This is a genomic window from Thioclava sp. F42-5 (assembly GCF_002213195.1).
Lineage (GTDB): Bacteria > Pseudomonadota > Alphaproteobacteria > Rhodobacterales > Rhodobacteraceae > Thioclava > Thioclava nitratireducens.
Genome location: NZ_NBNZ01000003.1, coordinates 369,036 through 388,410 on the forward strand (window position 1 = coordinate 369,036; position 19,375 = coordinate 388,410).

A 19,375-nucleotide genomic window follows, 5' to 3' on the forward strand; every position below is an offset into this window, starting at 1 on the left:
TTGCGGGCTATCCTCCCGCCGTCATCGCTTGGGATCAACGCATCGTGAAGCTCTTTTCCACTCCGCCCCTGTCGCAGCTGTCGCAGGCCAAGACCGTAAGGCCCGGGTCGCAGTCCATGTCCGGCCCGACGCGCGGCGACGTCGGCCAGCCTTCGGAACTGCCCACCGTTCCGCGAGAGCCACGGCTGGTGCAGATCGCCCATCTGGCCAAGGGCGGGCGTTGGCGGGTCGAGGCAATGCGCGCCCATTCCGAACCTTGCCTTCTGTGGTTCTCTCGAGGGCAGGGCCGGATCACGCTGGCGGGCGTGACGCGCGGCTATGGGCCAAATAACGCGATTTTCATCCCGCCGGGCGTGATGCACGGCTTCGAGATTTCCAACCAGACCCACGGTCAGGCGCTGTTCTTCGGGCGCGACAGCGACATCGTCTTGCCGCCCGCCGCCCATCACCTGCGCATCCGGGAGGCGATCGCACAGGGCGAAATCGGCTCGATCTTGGAAGCGATCCAGCGCGAGAACGAGAGCACGCGTCCCGCCGCCGACCGGGCACTGCGCAGCCATCTGGGCCTGCTCAGCGTTTGGCTCGAGCGACAGATCGCGAGCAATGCGAGCGAGGCGATCCGCCCGAGCGCGGCGCGCCGTCTGGTTACGCGCTACGCCGTTCTGGTCGAGCGCGAGTATCGCGCGGGAACGCCGGTCGCGGATATCGCGCGCGAACTGGGCGTAACACCGACCCATCTGTCGCGCGCCTGTCGCGACGCCTGCGGGAAATCGGCTCTGGAACTGATGCAGGAGCGGCGCCTTTACGAAGCCCGCCGCCTGCTGCGCGATACCCCCGTCCCGATCAAGGAGATCGCGCAGCTTCTGGGATATCGCAGCGCCGGATATTTCTCCCGCGCCTTTCAGGCCGGCACCGGCAGTACCCCGATCGCCTTCCGCCGCGCCACCTGAGCGGCGTCTCGCGCCGCGAGGAAGGGCCGGCGGGCTTGCCTTCCGAGCGGGCCCCGGGCCGATCGCCCCGGGGGACTGCGACCGGCCGACGCGTGGGTCGCGTCTGGGCGAATTCGTCCCATCACGCCAAGGGCGACGATACCTCGCCGCCTCGATCCGTGCGCCGAGGCGGCGGGGAAATCGCCCTCGCGCGTTTGTCACAGCGATGTGCGTCTTTGGAACGAGCCCATGGATCAGACGCATCATGCAGCGCTCGCGGTGCCATCGCGTTGCGGTAGGGTGAAACTCGAAACGGCGGCGATCAGCTGCGCGCTCTCGGACAGCATCGCGCGGCTGGCAGCGGCGCTGCGGTCGAACATCGCGGCCCCACGTTGCGTTGCCTGATCCAGTTGGTGCACCGCAGTGTTGATTTCGGCGATACCATTCGCCTGTTCCCCCGAAGAAGCCGCGATTTCCGAGACCCGGTCATGGATTTCGCGCACCGAGCCCACGATCCGCGCTAGCGCCGCACCGGTCTGGCCGACCAGACTCACGCCGGATTGCACCTGCCGGTCCGAGGAAGAGATCAGCTCTGAGATTTCCTTAGCGGCTTCGGAGGAGCGCTGCGCCAGCGCGCGCACTTCTGAAGCGACGACCGCGAAGCCCCGGCCCGCCTCGCCCGCCCGTGCGGCCTCGACCCCGGCGTTGAGCGCGAGCAGGTTGGTCTGGAAGGCAATATCGTCGATCACCGAAGTGATCCGCGAAATCGCCTTTGCAGAGGTCTCGATCTCCGCCATCGCGGCCACCGCGCTATCCACTACGTTGGAGCCGCTCTCGGCATGTCCGCGCGCGTCGCTGGCAAGATCGCGCGCCGACTGCGCCCCTTCCGCTGCCGATTGGACCGAGACCGTAAGCTCGTTGAGGGCCGCCGCAGTTTGTTCGAGCGTTGCGGCATTGCGCTCTGTCTGGGCGCTGAGTTCATCGGCGGAGTTTGCGATTGCGCGGGCCTCGCCGTCGATATGCCGTGCCCCGCTGTCTATCTGACTGAGCGAAGCGGCAAGCTGGGCCACGGCCGCGTTGAAGTCGTGGCGGAGTTTTTCATACTCGCCGGGCAGTTCGTGATCGAGCGAAGCACCGAGATCGCCGCGCGCGAGCGCATCGAGCCCCGCAGCGAGCGTATTCACGATGGTCTTCTGATCCGCGAGAGCTTGCCGCGACTCTTCCTCGCGCTGGCGCAGGGCTGCCTGTTCCACGGCTTCGGCTTCGCGCTCCGCGCGTTGCGCGGCCTCTGCCTCAGCACGGCGAGCCTCCTCGGCCTGCGCGACCTCTTCCTGACGCGCGCGATCCGCCTTTCGGGCATTTTCCTCTTCGAGACGCAGGCTCTCCTGCATTTCGGCGTTCCGCTCGATATTCTCGGCGAAGACCTGAAGTGCCCGTGCCATCTCGCCCAGCTCATCGCGCCGCTTGGCGCCCGAAACCTTGACCTGCGTATCCCCTTTTGCAATCGCATCGGTCGCCCGCGCCAATGCGCCGATCGGGCGCGTGATCCGTCCACCCGCGATCCAGGCGATCAACCCGGAGACGACGAAGGCCGCAGCAATCAAGCCGAGCGAAATCTGCCAGATCATTCGCCGCAGAGCCGCCAGCTCATCGGCGCTCAGTTCCACAGTCGCGGCACCGACGACGTCGCCGGAGAAATCCCGCACCGGTGTCGCGCGCAGCACGTAGTCCGCCCCGTCATGGGAGATCCACTTGTCGACCGTTTCGCCTGCGCGCAATGCCGCGAAATCCGCGTCGTTCAGCGGGTTCCGCTCATCCACGGTGAAGGCGAGCCGTTCGGCTTTCCCATCCCCAAGGAGACCGAAATATTCATACTCGGAGCCGGTCTGGGCCTTGAGCGCGTCGAAGAAGGTTTGTCCGATATTGAGGCCGATCTCGACCGAACCGACCTGCTTGCCCTCGTGGAAGACCGGGGCGACGCCCCGCGCGCCGATCCCCGCCTTGCCCGATTCCAGCGCCGCGACCGGCTTGTCGGTCTCGTTCACCGTGACCACGGTCTTGCGAAACCCCGACAGATCGTCGCCGCGTTTTTCCAGCTTGTGGATACGGATCAGCGACGTTGCAGGCGCCAGATGGAACTGAAACTGCGCCACGCCGGTCTCGTCGCGCAAGACCGGCCAGTTCGGCGCGAAGATCGCTTCGAGCGCGGCATCGTCGCGCGCAGCCATTGCTGCCTGTACCTGCGGCAATCCTGCGATCAGCAGCGCCCGGTCGCGCGCACCGACACTCGCGGCCTCGATCGCGCTACGCATCCGTTCCTCGGCCGCATTCAGATTGCGCACGCGCGAGACATCCTCGAGCTTGCCACCGACCCAGAACATCCCCGCAGCCATCAGCGCGCAGGCGATGAGCGAGATCACGATTGGCAACAACAGGATTTGCCGGCGAATGGACATGTCGGACCCTTTCTCAAAGTCAGTCGGATCCGGACTAGAACGATTCTCCTAACATCTCGTTCACGCGATATCGGCGGCCCGCCGCGCCGCATAGAAATGGGCCGCGCCCTTGCAGGCGCGGCCCGGGTTTCGGGGAGGTAAACCCTATCAGAAGAACCCGAGCTTGTTCGGGTTGTAGCTGACCAGCATGTTCTTGGTCTGCTGGTAGTGATCGAGCATCATCTTGTGGGTCTCGCGACCGATGCCCGACTGCTTGTACCCGCCGAAGGCCGCGTGGGCCGGATAGGCGTGGTAGTTGTTAACCCAGACGCGGCCCGCCTCGATCCCGCGACCGAAGCGATAGGCACGCGAGCCATCACGGGTCCAGACACCGGCGCCAAGGCCGTACATCGTGTCATTGGCGATCTCGAGCGCCTCTGCCTCGTCCTTGAAGGTCGTGACCGACACCACGGGGCCGAAGATTTCCTCCTGGAAGACCCGCATCTTGTTGTGGCCTTTCAGGATCGTCGGCTGGATGTAGAAGCCGTTCGCCAGATCGCCGTTGAAGCGCGCGGCGTCACCGCCGGTGAGCACCTCGGCCCCTTCTTCGCGACCGATGCTCAGATAGGACATGATCTTGTCATGCTGCTCCTGGCTCGCTTGCGCGCCGACCATCGTCTCCATCACGCGAGGGTCGCCCTGCTTGATGGCTTCGACGCGGGCAATGCAACGCTCCATGAACTTCTCGTAAATGTCCTCCTGAATGAGCGCGCGGCTCGGACAGGTGCAGACTTCACCCTGATTGAAGGCAAACAGCACGAAGCCTTCGACCGCCTTGTCGAGGAATGCATCATCCTCGGCCATCACGTCGGAGAAGAAGATGTTGGGCGACTTGCCGCCAAGTTCCAAGGTGACCGGGATCAGGTTCTCCGTCGCGGCCTGCATGATCTTGCGGCCCGTCGCGGTGGAGCCGGTGAAGGCGATCTTGGCGATGCGCGAGGAGCGCGCCAGCGCCGCGCCGACTTCCGCGCCGTAGCCGTTGACGATGTTGAGAACGCCATCGGGTAGCAGGTCGGCGATGACTTCAGCCACGACCATGATCGCTGCCGGAGTCTGCTCGGCCGGTTTCAGCACCACGCAGTTGCCTGCCGCCAGCGCCGGCGCCAGCTTCCATGCCGCCATCAGAACCGAGAAGTTCCACGGAATGATCTGCCCGACGACGCCCAGAGGCTCGTGGAAGTGATAGGCGACGGTGTCGGCGTCGATTTCCGACATCGTGCCTTCCTGGCTGCGCAGAACGCCCGCGAAATAGCGGAAATGGTCGACGGCGAGCGGAATGTCGGCGGCCGTGGTCTCGCGGATCGGCTTGCCGTTATCCCAGGTTTCGGCGGCGGCGATCAAGTCGAGATTTTCCTCGATCCGGTCGGCGATCTTGAGAAGGACGTTCGAGCGCTCGGCAGCCGAGGTCTTGCCCCATGCGTCTTTCGCGGCATGGGCGGCATCAAGCGCGGCTTCGATATCCGCCTCGTTCGAATGGGCGACTTCGCAGACCTTGCCGCCAGTGATCGGTGTGATGTTGTCGAAATACTTGCCGCTTTTCGGGGGCACGAACTTGCCGCCGATGAAGTTGTCGTAGCGGTCGCGGAACGGCGACACGGAAACGCCTTTGAACTCGGGCGTCATATCATTGGCCATTGGTCTTCCTCCCAGTTTAGAGCGCAACCGACAGGGCCGCGCAGCATGGGGCTCAGCTTGCCTAATCGCGCACGCTACGCATAGCCGGCCTGCGCTGGGGGAATACGTCATCTGTATCAGACCTGAGACAGGTGCAGGCGCAGCATTCAGAGGAAGGAGGGGCGCCGCCCCGCACTCGCGGAGCCGCCGGAATACTTTCAGGACCGAAGGGGAGCATCGCGCCAAGTAAGCCTCGCCCGCCATACCCTGCATCGGGATGCTAAGAGCTAGCACCGCACTTGCAGCTCATCATTCGCCTCTGCCCTATGCTTTGCCTCAGGCACGCCGCGGGTATCGGAGCGATACGTGCCGGAAGATTCCGAGGTCTTCATGCCTCAAGGAAGCATCGAACTGTGGCGTGTTTTGGACGTTCGGGCGGCGATTTTCGTATGATCTTTACAACTCTGGGGCGCAGATCGTGCCGAGCGACACCGGACACGATCTATGTGAGAAACCGTTGCGAAAATGTGAGTGAAGCACTTTGCACACCTAATTGGGCGCACGACGCCTTGCAGCTGTTACGACAAGGCAGGCGCCCCACGGGGTGCCAGGCAAGAAACGGAGATCCGGAAACGCGATAGAATAGCGCCGTGATCGGTCGGCCAGCCCCCTGCCCGCCTCACCGCCACTCAAACGCCGAGGTTGAGCGCCTTGGCCTTGCGGTAGAAGGTCGCCCGACCGATGCCGAGATCGCGGGCGGCAGCCGAGACGTTGCCGCCGTTGCGGGCCAGTGCGCGGGCCATTTCGGCGCGTTGCGCTTCTTCGAGACCGTTGCGGATGCCATGTTCCAGCAGATCGGAGGCCGGAAGCTGGCCGATCTGCCCGGCCTCGATTCCGAGGTGCCGCCGGGCGGCGCGGGTGGCGCCGACGACGAGATCGTCGCGGTCGAGCGCCAACAGCATCACGCCCTGCGCCCCGGTTTCGCCCGAGCCGGTCGAGAGGATGCGCGCGCCGTCATAGGAGGCGCGGAACAGGTCCGCCTCGATCCGGTGCGCCGCGTCCTGCACGGTCAGCGCCACGAGGCGCGCATATCCCTCGGTCATGTCGGAGCGCGCGGAGCTGACGTCGATCACGCCGGCCAGATCGCCCTGCGCGCCGAAAATGGGCGAGCCCATGCAGGTCAGCACCGTGTTGCGGGTGCGGAAATGCTGATCGCGCCAGACGGTGACGGGGCGCGCCTCGGCGACGCAGGTACCGATGCCGTTCGTGCCCTCGACCCCTTCGGACCAGTCCGAGCCGGGCGCGAGGTTGGAGGAATGGAAATCATCCTTATCCGCGTCGCGCAAACGCTCGTCCAGCACGAGCCCGCCCGCGTCGGACAGAAGGACCGTGCAGCCCGCATCGCCTGCCGCCCGCGACAGACGGTCGAGCACCGGCGAGGCGATCCGCATCATCAGTTCCGCCCGCTCGCGCCGCTCGCGCATCTCGGCTTGGGTCAGGCGCTCGTTGCGCCCACCGGTTTCGGGGTCGATGCGGTGATGGATCATCGAGCGGCGCCAACTCGCCGCGAACCCCGCCCGCGTGGCGGATTTCGGCGAAGAGACGACTTCGCGCACGATATCGGCATGTTGGCGCGGAACGCCCGTATGCAGTGACGGCATGCGAAAGCCTCCCTCTCTTGCGCAGCCTATGAAAGCCCACGCAGGTTAGGCCGATTCGAACCGTTCACAACGTAAATTCCCGCTGAGCGGGCAGGCACCTGTCTCGGGGTTGAGACAGTCTAGGCTCACGGCTCCTCGTGCCGCCGCCCGCGAAAACCTTGCGCCACCACGAATTTCTCCGAGCTGTCCGAGCGCGAGGCTGGCGGTTTCACATTGGCGACCTTGGTGAAGTTTTTCTTCAGGATCGTCATCAATCCCTGCTCCGCGCCGCCTGCGAGAACCTTGGCGACAAAGGTGCCGCCCTCTTCGAGCACGTCGAAGGCGAACTCTGCCGCCGCTTCGCACAGCGTGATGATGCGCAGGTGATCGGTGTTCTGGTGCCCCGAGGACGCGGCCGCCATATCCGACATCACCACATCCGCAGAGCCGCCAAGCCATTCCTTGACCTTGTCGTCGGCGCCTTCTTCGAGGAAATCGAGCACGTGGATTTCGGCCCCGGCGATCGGTGTGACCTCCTGCAGATCGACACCCAGAACGGTGCCGACCTTCTTGCCGGATTTCTCGCCCAAGGCGTTCACACGCTTGACCGCCACCTGACACCAGCCGCCAGGCGCACAACCCAGATCGACCACGCGCGCGCCGGGCACGAGGAAGCGATACTTGTCGTCCAGCTCGAGGATTTTGTAGGCGGCACGGCCTCGATAGCCTTCTTTCTTGGCACGCTGCACGTAAGGGTCGTTCAGCTGCCGCTCCAGCCAGAGGGTCGAGGACAGCTTGCGCCCCTTCGCCGTCTTTACGCGCACGCGCAGGTCGCGCTGCCCGCGTCCCGAAGTGTTCTTGCCGCTGGGTGTCTTCGCCATCATTTAATCTCTTCTAACACGCCGTCTCCGGCCATTTGCGCATAGAGGAGCCCCTCGCGCAGGCCACGGTCGGCAATGGACATCTGGTCGGTGGGCCAGACCCGCATAAGGGCCTGGAGAATTGCGGCGCCGGACATGATCAAGGTGTGTCGGTCGCGCCCGATCCGCGGGTCGGAGCGCCGCCCGGCGGGCCCGAGTTGCAGGAAGGAGCGGATCACAGCGTCGATCTCGCCCGAGGTCATGGTCAGCCCGTCCACCCGGTTGCGGTCATAGCGCTTCAGGTTGAGGTGGCAGGCCGCGACCGTCGTGACGGTGCCCGAGGTGCCGATGATCTGGAACCCGTCCTGCGGGCTGCCCGCCGCGTAGGGCGTGAAGTCCGCGAGCTTCTCCTCGAAGAACCAGCTCATCAGCGCAAAGCGTGCGGCATCGTCTTCGACATCGGCGAATTGATCCTTGAGCGTCGCGACCCCGAGCGGCACCGAAATCCAATCGACAACGCGTGCCGCCGGATCGGGCCCGTCGGGCTGGTTGAACCCTTGCGAGAGGCGCATGATCGCGCGGGCCCTGTCGCCGGGCGGCACGTCTTCGAGGTCGATCCAGACGAGCTCTGTCGAGCCGCCGCCGATATCGACCACCAGAACCTGCTCGGAATTGGGCGACACCAGCGAAGCGCAGGAGATCACGGCCAGCCGCGCCTCTTCCTCGGGCGCGATGATCTCCAGCGGCAGGCCGGTCTCGCGGCGCACATAACGGATGAAGTCGCGCGCATTCTTGGCGCGCCGGCAGGCTTCGGTCGCCACCAGACGCATCCGGGTGACCCCGTGCGTTTCGATCTTGCGGCGACAGATTTGCAAAGCCTGAACGGTGCGCGACATCGAGCTGCGCGACAACCGGCCATAGGTTTCGAGACCCTGACCCAGCTGGACCGCTTTCGAGAAGCTGTCCACGACCTGAAACTGAGAACCCTTGGGACGGGCAATCAGCATCCGGCAACTGTTGGTGCCAAGATCGAGAGCGGCATATAGCCCCTCGCCGGACTTGGCGGATTTGGTCGCGGGGGACTCGACCTGAGCCGGTTTCACCGCCCGCGCGGGCGATGCAGCTGTCGGGAGCGCGCCCGCCGACCGGGGACGCTTGGGCGTCATCATTACGCCCTCCGATTTGAAGTTGCCATAAAGCTATCGGTTTGCGCGTCCCGGTTCAAGGGAGCGCGACGCGGAAGTGACAGAACGTCAGCGCATCTCGTCTGCCGAAACCGAACCTTACCGGCGCGCTCTCAGGCCGCAGGCAGGATCACCGTGAAGCAGCTGCCCTCGCCCTTCTTGCTGTCGACGCGGAACCGGCCACGGTGGCGCGCCACGATATGCTTGACGATGGCGAGACCCAGCCCCGTTCCGCCCTTCTCGCGCGAGCGGTGGGTATCGACGCGGTAGAAGCGCTCGGTCAGGCGCGGCAGGTGCTGTTCGTCGATGCCCTCGCCGCGGTCGATCACATCGACGCGATAGGCTTTGCCGCGCAACACCGGCTCATGCGGGATCAGTGAGACCCGCAGCCGCACCTCGCCGCCCTGCCCGCCATATTTGATCGCGTTCTCCACGAGGTTCGAGAAGACCTGCGTCAGCTGATCGGGATCGCCCTGGACGGGCAAGGCCCCGGTTTCGCCCTCGCAGATCAGCTTGACGGACGCCGCTTCTGCCACGGGTTCGAGCGTCTGCGTGATCCCTTTGAGCACCAGCGCCAGATCGACCTTGCCAGTGGGACGCATCCGCTCTTCGCCCTCGACACGGCTGAGCGAGAGAAGATCGCCCACCAGACGGTTCATCCGCGCCGCCTCGCGCTCCATGATCGACAGGAACCGGTCGCGCGCCGCCGCATCGTCGCGCGCGCTCGAGCGGAGCGTCTCGATGAAGCCCATCAGCGCGGTCAGCGGCGTGCGCAACTCGTGGCTCACATTTGCAACGAAATCGCGCCGCATGGCTTCGGCAGATTCGAGAGCCGTGATGTCTTCGAAGCTTGCCAGAACCGAATTCGTCGCAAGCGGCCCTTCGGGCGCGGGCGGCAGCGGAGAGAAATGCACCAGCGTGATCGTCTCGGCCTGACCGGTGGGATGCAGCCGCAGGCGAACCGGATCGGGTCGCGCCCCGCGCAGCGCCGCGCTTACCGCCGCGCCAAAGCCGGGCTGGCGCAACACCGTCACATAGGGGCGCCCGAGAAACTGCGTGCCGAACAGCCGATTGGCTGCGAGATTGCCCTGCGCGATCCGCTCGTCGCGCCCGATCAGCAAAACCGCGCTCGGCAGCGCGTCGAGAACCTGTCCGATCGCCCCTTGGCTCATTGCCGCGCCTCCCCGCCTGCCATCTCGTTCGGAGCAAGGTTTGAGCGATGCGAGGCGAGCTGTAAAGGCTTGTCATAGACATGCAATCCAACCCCGCATCGGCATCGCAACTCTCGCTTCGCGGTTCGCAATCAATGGGTTGTAGAATGGTCACCGAGACGTTAAACCTAGGCGTGTATTTAGCGGAGCCCGGTCGGGTTCCGTCGAATACATCATCGGGGGCGATGAGGTTATTACGAATTATGCCAAGAACCCCGAGTTCCCGCCTTGCGCTACAAGCTGTTCTCTTTCAATGCGTGAAAACGTCCGAGAGCAGCAACCTTCTGCTTGTAGACCCGGGCGGAAAGTTGCCCCCGTCGCTCAACGAGATTTCGGGCCAGGCGATTCAGGTACTGCAATACGACCAGATCACCGCGAAAAAGATGGCGGCTCTGCGCCCCGAACTGGTGCTGGCGCCGCTGCTGACCACGCGGTTCGACATTCTCGATCTGGCAAAGCGTCTCGAACGGTTCGGGTTTACCGGCAAGCTGCGGGCCTATTCCACTCCGCTTCCGAATATCGACTTCATCCGGCAGGAGGTGCGCGCCGCGCATCCCCAGCTCGATTTCGATATATTCACCTTGCCGGTCGACAAGCGTCGCGACAATTAGCCGATCGCTTTCAACCCCTTGGCGAAACGCGCCGCATTCTCGCGGTAATGCGCGGCCGAGCCCAGAAGCGCCTTGCGCGCGCCCTCGTCGAGTTCGCGAACGATCTTGCCCGGCGCGCCCATCACGAGGCTGCGGTCGGGAATTTCCTTGCCCTCGGTGATCAGCGCACCGGCGCCGATCAGGCAGCCCTTGCCGATCTTCGCCCCATTCAGAACCGTCGCCCCCATCCCGATCAGCGAGCCGTCCCCGATCGTGCATCCATGCAGCATCGCCTTGTGGCCGATCGTGCAATTTTCGCCGATGGTCAGCGGAAAACCCATATCGGTATGGCAGACCACGTTTTCCTGCAGGTTCGAGCCGCGTCCGACCCGGATTTCCTCGTTATCGCCGCGCAGGGTCGCGCAGAACCAAACCGAGGTTTCGGCCTCCAACACAACCTTGCCGATCACGTTGGCGTCGGCGGCGACCCATGCGTCTTCGGCGATTTTCGGGGCGATCCCGTCCAGTTCGTAAATCATCTTGCGTCAAACTCCCAGTTCAGTTTTCGCACGAATTCGCTGAGCCCGACCTGACGATCGCGGCGGTTACGCTCCGCAGTCAGAATGGTGCGCAGCATCTCCTCGGCGCGGTCGAGGTCGTCATTGACCAGAACATAGTCATATTCCGACCAATGGCTGATCTCGGCGAGCGATTTCTCCATCCGGCTGCGGATCACGTCGTCGCTGTCCTGCGCGCGGCTGCGCAGACGGTCTTCCAGCGCCGCGATCGAAGGCGGCAGAATGAAGATCGAGACCACGTCCTTGCCAAGCGTGGAGTTGCGGATCTGCTGACCGCCCTGCCAGTCGACGTCGAAGAGCGTATCGCGCCCCTCGCCCATCGCCGCCTCCACCGGGCCTTTCGGGGTGCCGTAGAAATTGCCGAACACCTCGGCATGTTCCAGCATGTCGCCCTGCACCACCATCGCTTCGAACTCTGCGCGGGTCTTGAAGAAATACTCGACACCATCGGTCTCGCCCGTGCGTGGATCGCGCGTCGTGGCCGAGACCGAGAAGCGCAGCGTCGGATCCCAGCTCATCAGCCGTTTGGCGAGCGTGGATTTTCCAGCGCCCGAGGGCGAGGACAGGATGATCAGAAGGCCGCGGCGGGCAGTGTCGGGCATTGGTATCACTCTACGTTCTGGATCTGCTCGCGCAGCTGGTCGATCGCGTATTTCAACGCCAGACCGATCCGCGTCAACTCCGCATCGCCCGATTTCGAGCACAGCGTATTGGCCTCGCGCACGAATTCTTGCGCCAGAAATTCGAATTTGCGGCCCACGGGCCCGGTCTCGGCGAGAAGCGCGCGCGCGGCCTCGACATGGACGCGGAGCCGTTCGATCTCTTCGGTGACATCCGCCTTGATCGCGATCAGCGCCAGTTCCTGCGCGACCCGGTCGGGATCGGCCTCGGTCGCTTCCATCACCCGCGCGAGCGCCGCGCGCAGCGTCTCTGCAGCTTTCGGAGCGCGCGCTGCGGCGGCGATTTCCGCTTCATCGGTCAACGCCGCGATCTCGTCGATGCGGGAGGCCAGCAACGCACCCGTCCGCGCGCCTTCCTCGCGGCGCATCGCGACGAAGCTTTCCAGAACGGGCGCAAAACTCTCCATCAAGGCGGCCAGCAGTGCGGCGGGATCCTCGATCGTGCTGCCCGAGTGGTCGATCACCCCGCGCATCGCCATCAGGTCGCTCGGCTTGAGCGGCGCCAGCGCCACGCCCTTGCGTTCGGCGGCGCGCTCGACCTTGTCGACGGCAGCAAGGGCCGCGTTCAGCACCTCCGGCTCGATCCGCATCGCGGCACTGCCTACGGCCTGCGTGAGCTTCAGGTTCAGCGTGACGTTACCCCGCGCGACCCGTTCGCCGACCGCCTTGCGCAGCGCCGGCTCGAGCCCCTCGATATCGGGCAGCCGCAACCGCAGGTCGAAGCCCTTGCCATTGACCGAGCGCAGATCCCAGCTCCAGTCATGCCCCGCGCCGCTCCCCTGTCCGGCGGCAAATCCGGTCATCGAGACGGTGGCGGCGGCGGGCGCCCCCTCCGGGCGCGGCTCTGGGGCGGGCTTAACCATTTAAGAGTTTCTTTCTCCATGTGACGAAAAAATGGCCTAACTTGGGGCCCGGTAAGAGTTCAGTAACGATTTCGTCCCGACGGTCAACCGCAAGGCGCCCCGCGCCACCGGCGCGCCGGGCGAGAGAAAGCGGCCCCGCGCCCGTGCCGCGCGGGACGAAACAAGGATGATAGAAATGGATCGCGAGACCGACAGCAACGCTGCATCCCCCGCCTCGGCCAAAGGTCGCCGGGTCGGCAACGAGCTGCACGCCTATTGGGAGGCGCTGCTCGACGGTCGCCCGATGCCCGCGCGCGCCGATATCGATCCGCGCGGCATCGACCGGGCACTGCAATTCGCCTTCATCCTCGAGCGCGTCGCGCCGGGCATCGCGCGGTTTCGCCTTGCCGGCCAGCATATCTGCGGCCTGATGGGAATGGAGGTGCGCGGCATGCCCCTGACCTCGCTCTTCGCGCCCGAAGCCCGCAAACAGATTGCCGATCTGACCGAGGCCGTCTTCGCGCGTCCCGCCATCGCCGAGGCGCAGCTGGCCTCGGCGGCAGGGCTTGGAAAACCGGAACTGACGGGCCATCTGCTGATGCTGCCGCTGACGGACGATTTCGAGGCGGTGACGCGCGCGCTTGGATGTTTCGTAGCGGAGCCTCTGCGCGCTCCGGACGCGGCGGACGGTAACCTCGACGCTGGACGCGCCCCGCGCCGCTTTAGCGTGTCAGCCGCGCGGATCAAGCCTTTGGAGATGCCGCCCCTGCGCGACCCGCAGCCTTCGCCCCGACCGACTGGGCGCAGGTCTCCTCCGGCGCACTCCTTCGAGCAGCCCGTGCCGACCGCAGCCACCTCCGGCTTCGCCGAAAGCCAGACGCCTTACACCCCGCGGCCGAAATCCCGCGCCGCACATCTGGCGGAAATGACCCCGGAAGAGCGCCGCGCGATGTTCCGGGTGGTGCGACAGGACGGGTTAAGACCCGTGATGGATGACCTCTGCACCGCCGACAGCAATAAATAGGCCCGGACGCAAGGGTCCGGGCCGATCTATTTCCGAAACTGTGCCGCGGCGCGACGATCGCGCCTTATTGCGAAGCCGCTTTCGCCAGCTTGCGGCGGTCCTGCAGCTCCTCGGCCACGAGGAACGCCAGTTCCAGCGATTGCGAGGCGTTCAGGCGCGGGTCGCAGGCGGTGTGGTAGCGCGAGGACAGATCGCCGTCGGTCACCGCGCGCACGCCGCCGGTGCATTCGGTCACGTCCTTGCCGGTCATCTCGAAATGCACGCCGCCGGGGATCGTGCCCTCGGCTTTGTGAATCGCGAAGAATTCCTTCACCTCGCGCAGCACGGAGTCGAACGGGCGGGTTTTGAAGCCCGACGCGGACTTGATCGTGTTGCCATGCATCGGATCGCAGGACCAGACGACATTCGCGCCCTCGGCCTCGACCGTGCGGATCAGGCGCGGCAGGTGATCGCCAACCTTGCCCGCGCCGAAGCGCGCGATCAGCGTCAGACGGCCCGCCTCGTTCTCCGGGTTCAGCTTCTCCATCAGCACCTTGAGGTCGTCCTCGGTGGTGGTCGGGCCGCATTTCAGACCGATCGGGTTCTGCACGCCGCGTGCGAATTCGACATGTGCACCGTCGGGCTGACGGGTGCGGTCGCCGATCCAGAGCATGTGACCGGTGCCCGCAATCGGCAGGCCGGAGGTGGAATCGATGCGGCAGAGCGCCTCTTCGTATTCCAGCAGCAGCGCTTCGTGCGACGTGTAGAAATCGACCGAAGCCAGCTCATTCGCGGTTTCCGAGGTCACGCCCGCGGCCCGCATGAAGTCCATCGCCTCGCTGATATGGTTGGCGACTTCGCGGTATTTCTCGGCCTCGTCGGCATCGGTGAAGCCGGCGATCCAGCTCTGGACGCGGTGGATGTCGGCGAAACCGCCCGTCGAGAAGGCGCGCAGCAGGTTCAGCGACGCCGCCGCCTGCGTGTAGGCCTGCAGCATCCGGTTCGGATCGGGCAGACGCGCCTCCGAGGTGAATTCGAAGCCGTTGATGATGTCGCCGCGGTAGCTCGGCAGCTCGGTGCCGTCGATGGTCTCGGTCGGCGCCGAACGCGGCTTGGCGAACTGGCCCGCCATGCGGCCGACCTTGATGACCGGAACCTTCGCGCCCCAAGTGAGCACGACCGCCATCTGCAGCATCACCTTGAACGTGTCACGGATATTGTCGGCGGAGAATTCCCCGAAGGACTCGGCGCAGTCGCCGCCCTGCAGCAGGAACGCCTCGCCACGCGCAGCTTTCGCAAGCTCCGCCTTCAGCGTGCGCGCCTCGCCCGCGAAGACCAGCGGCGGCATCCGCGACAGCTGTGCCTCGACAGCGTTCAGCGCCCCCTGATCGGGATAGTCGGGCATCTGAACCCGCGGTTTCGCGCGCCAGTCCGATTTGCTCCAACCCTTGCCCATCTGATCCTCCAAAAGCGTGGTCGTGTTCATTCGGCGCCGCTTATAGACGGCGCGGGTCTGGGAAACAAACCCGAATTTGCATTTCGACAAGTCTGCAGCGCCCACCTTGCCCCCCTCTTGCGGCGCGCGCCAATTTCCTGTTTCGGTGATTCACCACAGATGACGGATTGACGACATGCCTGATCCCCGCCCCACCCGTCGGCCAGCCCCTTCGCAAGGAATGATCCGGATTGGCCCGGACGCACGCCAGCGTTCGGTCGTCTTCCTGCTTCTAGAGCGATTCACGATGATGGCCTTCGCAAGCGCGATCGAGCCGCTGCGCCTCGCCAACCAGGTGTCCGGTCGCACGCTCTACACGTGGAAACTCGCCTCAGAGTCCGGCGCGGATGTCACCTGCTCGAACGGGACGACCTTCCGCACCGATATCGGTCTGGAGGAGCTGGGCCGCGACACGATGGTGCTGGTCTGCGGCGGCATCGACGTGGCCGAGGCGGTCAGCAAGCCGCTGTTGAACTGGCTGCGGCGCGAGGCGCGGCGCGGCGCGGTGATGGGCGGCTTGTGCACCGGCTCTTACGCGCTGGCCCGCGCGGGGCTGCTCGACGGCAAGCGCGCGACGATCCACTGGGAGAATATCGACGCCTTCGCCGAGGATTTTCCCGATATCGAACTGACCAAGGGCGTGTTCGTGATCGACGGCAACCGGGTGACGACGGCGGGCGGCACCGCCTCGATCGACCTGATGCTGCGGCTGATCGCCCGCGATCACGGCGAGGAACTGGCCAATACCGTCGCCGATCAGCTGATCCATTCCTCGATCCGCTCGGACCGCGACACCCAGCGGCTATCGATTCCCACCCGGATCGGCGTGCGCCACCCGAAGCTCGCGCAGGTGATCGGCCGGATGGAGCGCAATATCGAAGACCCGATCAGCCCCGCGACGCTCGCCACCGAGGTCGGCATGTCGGCGCGCCAGCTGGAGCGGCTGTTCCGCCGCTACCTCAACCGCTCGCCCAAGCGCTATTACATGGAATTGCGGCTGCAGAAGGCGCGTAACCTGCTGATGCAGACCGAAATGAGCGTGATCAACGTTGCCATGGCCTGCGGCTTCGCCAGCCCCTCGCATTTCTCGAAATGCTACCGCGCGCATTACCAGACCACACCCTACCGTGAACGCGGCGCGAGCGCTGCGGGCGAGAAGGAGATCCCGGACGCCGCTTCCGAGGTTGGACCGGAAGACTCGCTCGACTGAAAATTGCGCAATCCGCCCCCTCGCCTTTCACGAATTTGCACAACGGCCCAAATTGCCGTTACGTCGCATTGCGCGATGCTTGACCTTCGGGTCGGTTTTTCGCGTCATCGCGCCACTCGCGGTTCTTCACATTTGACGCACCGCGCACTAACCTCGCGCAAGAACGCGAGTTCCAACACGGGAGTGAACACATGAAAAAACTGCTTCTGGCTTCGGCTGCGATCGCGCTTGGCGCGACCGGCGCATATGCCGATGACGTGAAGATGGGCGTCCTGCTGGGCTTTACCGGCCCGCTTGAATCGCTCGCCCCGCCGATGGCGCAGGGTGCCGAGATGGCGATCAAGGAAGTCTCCGACTCCGGCAAGCTGCTGGGTGGCGACACCGTGACCGCAGTCCGCGGCGACTCGACCTGCGTCGACGCAGCAGCCGCAACCGCGGCTGGCGAAACGCTCGTCACCACCGACAAGGTCGCTGGCATCATGGGCGCGATGTGCTCGGGCGCGACCACCGCTGTCCTGCAGAACGTCGCCATGCCGAACGGCGTCGTGATGATCTCGCCCTCGGCGACCTCGCCGGCGCTCTCGGATCTCGAAGACGATGGCCTGTTCTTCCGCACCGCCCCGTCGGATGCGCGTCAGGGCGAAGTCATGGCCGATGAGCTGATCGAGAAAGGCATCAAGAACGCCGCCGTCACCTACACCAACAACGACTACGGCAAGGGTCTCGCGGACAGCTTCGAGAAAGCCTACAAGGCCAAGGGCGGCAACGTCACGATCTCGGCCGCGCATGAAGACGGCAAGGGCGACTACTCCGCCGAAGTCGCATCGCTCGCCTCCGCGGGTGGCGACGCGCTCGTCATCGTCGGCTATATCGACCAGGGCGGCTCGGGCATTCTGCGCGGCGCGCTCGACACCGGCGCCTTCGAGACCTTCGTCTTCCCCGACGGCATGGTCAGCCAGACGCTCGAAGACAATTTCGGCTCGGAAATCAACGGCTCCTTCGGCCAGCTTCCCGACTCCGCGGGCGACGGCATGAAGACCTATCTCGGCATGGCCGAGAAAGCCGGCTTCGACGGCTCGTCGGCCTATTCGGGCGGCGCCTATGACGCGGCGGCCCTGATGCTGCTGGCGATGCAGGCCGCCGACTCCACCGACCCGAAAGTCTACAAGGACAAGGTCATGGAAGTCGCGAACGGCCCCGGCGAGAAGATCTATCCCGGCGAGCTGGGCAAGGCGCTCGACCTGATCAAGGAAGGCAAGCCGGTCGATTACGAAGGCGCGACCGCCGTCAACCTGATCGGCAATGGCGAAGCCGCGGGCACCTTCCGCGAAATCGAGATCAAGGACGACAAGATCGAAACGGTGAAATACCGCTAAGCGGTCATCAGAGCTGAAGCAGCCCGGAGCAATCCGGGCTGTTTTCAATTATAAAACAACAAGATGCGGCGTGAAGCTAACATGCCTACAACTCAGGGGACCCTATGATCCGGGTTGAAAACCTAGTCAAATCCTTCGGCGGATTCCGGGCGGTCGATGGCGCGAGCCTCGAGATTGAAACCGGCTCTATCACCGGGCTGATCGGACCGAACGGCGCCGGCAAATCCACGCTCTTCAACGTCATCGCAGGCGTGCACGAACCCACCGCGGGCCGTGTAACGATGGATGGCGAGGACATCACCGGGCTTGCCCCGCACGAGCTGTTCCACAAGGGTCTGCTGCGCACCTTCCAGATCGCGCATGAGTTTCCTTCGCTCACCGTGCGCGAGAACCTGATGATGGTGCCCACCGGGCAAGCCGGCGAGACGCTCTGGAACACGTGGTTCGGGCGAAAACACATCCGCGAGGAAGAAGCGGCGCTTCTGAAGAAAGCCGATGAAGTGCTTGATTTCCTGACGATTTCGCATCTCAAGGATGAGAAGGCAGGGAACCTCTCGGGGGGGCAGAAGAAGCTTCTGGAACTGGGCCGCACGATGATGGTCGAAGCCAAGATCGTCTTCCTCGACGAGGTCGGCGCGGGCGTGAACCGCACGCTTCTGAACACGATCGGCGACGCCATCGTGCGACTGAACAAGGAGCGCGGCTACACCTTCTGCGTGATCGAACATGACATGGATTTCATCGGCCGCCTCTGCGACCCGGTCATCGTGATGGCCGAGGGCAAGGTGCTGGCCCAAGGGTCCGCCGATCACATCATGGAAAACGAGGCCGTGATCGAGGCCTATCTGGGGACCGGCCTGAAGAACAAGGTCAAGGCCGAGGAAACCGCCGAGACCGCCGCGCATGAAGACCACGGCGCGCAGCCCGGTCTGGGCGACGAAGCAGGCCATGGAGGCGACCAATGAGCTACCTCGACGCCTCACACATGACCGGCGGCTACGGCAAGGCCGACATCCTGCACGACTGCACCCTGACCGTCGAAAAAGGCGAGATCGCGGTGATCGTCGGCCCCAACGGCGCAGGCAAATCCACCGCGATGAAGGCGGTCTTCGGGATGCTCGGCCTGCGCGAAGGCAAGGTCACGCTCGACGGGCAGGACATCACCGGCCTCTCGCCGCAGGACCGCGTCAAGAAAGGCATGGGCTTCGTGCCGCAGGTGAACAACGTCTTCCCGACCATGACGGTCGAGGAAAACCTCGAGATGGGCGCCTTCATCCGCGACGACGATTTCCGGGGCACGATGGATCAGGTCTTCGACCTGTTCCCGATCCTGAAGGAAAAGCGTCGCCAGAATGCGGGCGAACTGTCAGGCGGGCAGCGTCAGCAGGTGGCCGTGGGCCGCGCGCTGATGACCCAGCCGAAGCTCCTGATGCTCGACGAGCCGACCGCAGGCGTCTCGCCCATCGTGATGGACGAGCTGTTCGACCGCATCATCGAGGTCGCGCGCACCGGCATCTCGATCCTGATGGTCGAACAGAACGCCCGCCAAGCGCTTGAGATCGCGGATAAAGGCTATGTGCTCGTGCAGGGCGCGAACAAGTACACCGACACTGGCGAGGCCCTTCTGGCCGACCCGGAAGTCCGCCGCACCTTCCTGGGGGGCTGAGG

At 64.8% G+C, this 19,375-nt stretch carries 17 protein-coding genes; 7 read left to right on the top strand and 10 right to left on the bottom strand.

Features of this window, described 5'->3' with window-relative positions; genetic code table 11:
- Positions 1 to 116 precede the first annotated feature (116 nt).
- Complete coding sequence (locus B6V74_RS11195; protein WP_077701379.1) at positions 117 to 950, top strand: AraC family transcriptional regulator; 834 nt, start codon at positions 117 to 119, stop codon at positions 948 to 950.
- A gap of 242 nt (positions 951 to 1,192) precedes the next feature.
- Here the strand turns inward: B6V74_RS11195 and B6V74_RS11200 are convergent, their stop codons facing one another.
- The 6 genes from B6V74_RS11200 to B6V74_RS11225 form a co-directional block, all read right to left on the bottom strand.
- Positions 1,193 to 3,385, bottom strand: coding sequence for a methyl-accepting chemotaxis protein (locus tag B6V74_RS11200; RefSeq protein WP_088722822.1), 2,193 nt, complete (start codon positions 3,383 to 3,385; stop codon positions 1,193 to 1,195).
- 147 nt (positions 3,386 to 3,532) lie between these two features.
- Entirely contained in the window at positions 3,533 to 5,059 is a 1,527-nt protein-coding gene (adh, locus tag B6V74_RS11205) for an aldehyde dehydrogenase (RefSeq protein ID WP_088718557.1), read from the bottom strand.
- Positions 5,060 to 5,727: 668 nt separating this feature from the next.
- Positions 5,728 to 6,699: a GAF domain-containing protein gene (locus B6V74_RS11210; RefSeq protein WP_075774898.1), complete on the bottom strand. Its 972-nt coding sequence runs from the start codon at positions 6,697 to 6,699 to the stop codon at positions 5,728 to 5,730.
- 125 nt (positions 6,700 to 6,824) lie between these two features.
- A complete protein-coding gene (locus tag B6V74_RS11215) occupies positions 6,825 to 7,559 on the bottom strand; it encodes an RlmE family RNA methyltransferase (protein WP_075775117.1) in 735 nt (244 codons plus the stop codon).
- Entirely contained in the window at positions 7,559 to 8,704 is a 1,146-nt protein-coding gene (locus B6V74_RS11220) for a Ppx/GppA phosphatase family protein (RefSeq protein ID WP_075775118.1), read from the bottom strand. The genes B6V74_RS11215 and B6V74_RS11220 overlap by 1 nt, the downstream gene beginning before the upstream one ends.
- A 131-nt stretch (positions 8,705 to 8,835) precedes the next feature.
- Complete coding sequence (locus tag B6V74_RS11225) at positions 8,836 to 9,894, bottom strand: ATP-binding protein (protein ID WP_088718551.1); 1,059 nt, start codon at positions 9,892 to 9,894, stop codon at positions 8,836 to 8,838.
- A gap of 347 nt (positions 9,895 to 10,241) precedes the next feature.
- On the opposite strand from B6V74_RS11225, the gene B6V74_RS11230 reads away from it, so the two are divergent.
- Positions 10,242 to 10,544 carry a hypothetical protein gene (locus tag B6V74_RS11230; protein WP_088718550.1) on the top strand — a complete coding sequence of 101 codons (303 nt, stop codon included), beginning with the start codon at positions 10,242 to 10,244 and terminating at the stop codon, positions 10,542 to 10,544.
- Here the strand turns inward: B6V74_RS11230 and B6V74_RS11235 are convergent.
- From B6V74_RS11235 to B6V74_RS11245, 3 genes are read right to left on the bottom strand one after another with little or no spacing between them, the layout of a single operon-like run.
- Positions 10,541 to 11,062, bottom strand: coding sequence for a gamma carbonic anhydrase family protein (locus B6V74_RS11235; RefSeq protein WP_088722823.1), 522 nt, complete (start codon positions 11,060 to 11,062; stop codon positions 10,541 to 10,543). The genes B6V74_RS11230 and B6V74_RS11235 overlap by 4 nt on opposite strands.
- On the bottom strand, positions 11,059 to 11,703 hold the full coding sequence (gene gmk, locus B6V74_RS11240; protein ID WP_088722824.1) for a guanylate kinase: 645 nt from the start codon (positions 11,701 to 11,703) through the stop codon (positions 11,059 to 11,061). Before gmk ends, B6V74_RS11235 begins: the two co-directional genes overlap by 4 nt.
- Positions 11,704 to 11,708: 5 nt before the next feature.
- Entirely contained in the window at positions 11,709 to 12,644 is a 936-nt protein-coding gene (locus B6V74_RS11245) for a YicC/YloC family endoribonuclease (protein ID WP_240497093.1), read from the bottom strand.
- Between the two features lie 175 nt (positions 12,645 to 12,819).
- Here B6V74_RS11245 and B6V74_RS11250 point away from each other — a divergent pair, with 175 nt between their 5' ends.
- Complete coding sequence (locus tag B6V74_RS11250) at positions 12,820 to 13,647, top strand: PAS domain-containing protein (RefSeq protein ID WP_088722825.1); 828 nt, start codon at positions 12,820 to 12,822, stop codon at positions 13,645 to 13,647.
- Between the two features lie 64 nt (positions 13,648 to 13,711).
- Here the strand turns inward: B6V74_RS11250 and B6V74_RS11255 are convergent, their stop codons facing one another.
- A complete protein-coding gene (locus B6V74_RS11255) occupies positions 13,712 to 15,082 on the bottom strand; it encodes a 3-deoxy-7-phosphoheptulonate synthase class II (RefSeq protein WP_075775120.1) in 1,371 nt (456 codons plus the stop codon).
- Positions 15,083 to 15,302: 220 nt separating this feature from the next.
- On the opposite strand from B6V74_RS11255, the gene B6V74_RS11260 reads away from it, so the two are divergent.
- From B6V74_RS11260 to B6V74_RS11275, 4 genes are all read left to right on the top strand, one after another.
- On the top strand, positions 15,303 to 16,331 hold the full coding sequence (locus B6V74_RS11260) for a GlxA family transcriptional regulator (protein WP_088718547.1): 1,029 nt from the start codon (positions 15,303 to 15,305) through the stop codon (positions 16,329 to 16,331).
- A 191-nt stretch (positions 16,332 to 16,522) separates the two neighbouring features.
- Positions 16,523 to 17,707, top strand: coding sequence for an ABC transporter substrate-binding protein (locus B6V74_RS11265; RefSeq protein ID WP_075774905.1), 1,185 nt, complete (start codon positions 16,523 to 16,525; stop codon positions 17,705 to 17,707).
- Between the two features lie 104 nt (positions 17,708 to 17,811).
- On the top strand, positions 17,812 to 18,672 hold the full coding sequence (locus tag B6V74_RS11270; protein ID WP_088722826.1) for an ABC transporter ATP-binding protein: 861 nt from the start codon (positions 17,812 to 17,814) through the stop codon (positions 18,670 to 18,672).
- Positions 18,669 to 19,373: an ABC transporter ATP-binding protein gene (locus tag B6V74_RS11275; protein ID WP_075774907.1), complete on the top strand. Its 705-nt coding sequence runs from the start codon at positions 18,669 to 18,671 to the stop codon at positions 19,371 to 19,373. Before B6V74_RS11270 ends, B6V74_RS11275 begins: the two co-directional genes overlap by 4 nt.
- Positions 19,374 to 19,375: the final 2 nt, after the last annotated feature.